The sequence below is a fragment of the Polaromonas sp. P3_C2 genome, assembly GCF_056402675.1.
In genome coordinates this window covers 1-1,552 of record NZ_JBFUGX010000844.1, presented here as the reverse complement: position 1 = coordinate 1,552, position 1,552 = coordinate 1, and the positions used below count along the sequence as shown (strand labels likewise).

Annotated in this window: 3 protein-coding genes; all 3 read left to right on the top strand. The window is 63.4% G+C overall.

The features are described from left to right. A partial coding sequence (locus AC1DWI_RS22640; RefSeq protein WP_477725843.1) for a peptide chain release factor-like protein occupies nucleotides 1-315 on the top strand: 315 nt, incomplete at its 5' end. A 91-nt stretch (nucleotides 316-406) separates the two neighbouring features. Continuing rightward, a complete protein-coding gene (gene prmC / locus AC1DWI_RS22635; protein ID WP_477669831.1) occupies nucleotides 407-1,264 on the top strand; it encodes a peptide chain release factor N(5)-glutamine methyltransferase in 858 nt (285 codons plus the stop codon). A 141-nt stretch (nucleotides 1,265-1,405) separates the two neighbouring features. Further along, nucleotides 1,406-1,552, top strand: a 147-nt coding sequence (locus tag AC1DWI_RS22630; RefSeq protein WP_477725844.1) for a glutaredoxin domain-containing protein, incomplete at its 3' end; no start/stop codon positions are given.

Genomic DNA, 1,552 nt, shown 5'->3' with positions numbered 1-1,552 from the left:
GGGCGAAGCCAGCACAGCAATAAGGCCCAGGCGCTCAAGGTACTCACCGCACGCATCCACGAAAAAGACCGCTCCGAGCGCGCCGCCAAGGACGCAGCCCTGCGCAAGGGGCTGGTGGGCACGGGCGACCGCAGCGACCGCATCCGCACCTACAACTTCCCGCAGGGGCGGCTGACCGACCACCGCATCAACCTGACGCTGTACAAGCTCCTGGCCATCATGGAAGGCGACCTGGGCGATGTGGTCACGGCCCTGCAGGTGGCGCGCGGCGCCGAGCTGCTGGCGGAGCTCGAGACCGCCAACAATGGCGCCTGAACATCAGAAGTTGAATAACAAAAAAGGCCTCTAGCCCAATCAGGATGTGCGCAAGCAGCTACTATTTTCATAGCACTTCAAGGAGGTTCAGTTGAGCGGACTTACCTGCGCGCAAGCCCTGGCTGCCGCTCAGGCATTGGGGCTGGACCGCCTGGATGCCCAGTTGTTATTGCTGCATGCGCTGGGCAAACCGGAGCATGCCCGCGCCTGGCTGCTGGCCCACGATACGGACGAACTGGCAGAAGATGTCGCGCAGCGTTTCCAGGCGCTGTGCCTGCGCCGCGCCAGCGGAGAACCGCTGGCTTACATCGTAGGCAGCAAGGAGTTTTTCGGCCTGACGCTTCAGGTGGATGCCCGTGTGCTGGTGCCGCGCCCCGACACCGAAACGCTGGTGAGCTGGGCGCTTGAGCTGCTGCAGGCCCCCGGCACGCCGCCAGAGCCGGGAATTCTGGACCTTGGCACCGGCAGCGGGGCCATTGCCCTGGCCATTGCCCACAGCCTGCAGACAACCGGCCGTCAGGGCCGCGTGACAGCCGTAGATGTGAGTGCATACTCACTCGATGTCGCCAGAGGCAATGCGGCCCGCCTGAACCTGGATATCGATTTCATTCAAAGTCACTGGCTGCGGGAAGTCAGCGGGCACCTTCACCTGATCGTGAGCAACCCGCCCTACATTGCCAGCGCTGACCCACATCTGGCTGCCCTGGTTCACGAGCCCCTGGCAGCCTTGACCGCCGGCCCGGACGGGCTGGAGGACATCCGGGAGATCACCCGGGAGGCGCCCGCCAGCCTGCTGCCAGGCGGCTGGCTGCTGCTGGAGCATGGCTACGACCAGGCTGAAGCCGCGCGGTCACTGCTGGCGCAGGAGGGCTTTGTACAGGTTCAGAGCCGGCGGGACCTGGCGGGCATTGAACGCTGCTCTGGCGGGCTGTGGCCGGGCGAACGATGAATCCACACGGGAAATCAAACGGCAGGATAATCGGCAGGTTGAATTCTGGTTTCCAGATTCCATGTGTTTGAAACAGCCTMGCCGAAGCGCATTTTTCGGCCCGGCACGGGCGCTTCGGCCCACACCCCAAAAGGATTCACCATGAGCACTACAGACCCTACCCAGCAACGCATCGCCGAAATCGTCAAATCGAGCGATGTGGTCCTTTTCATGAAAGGCACGGCCCAATTCCCGATGTGCGGTTTTTCCGGCCGTGCCATCCAGGTGCTGAAGGCCTGCGGCGTGAAC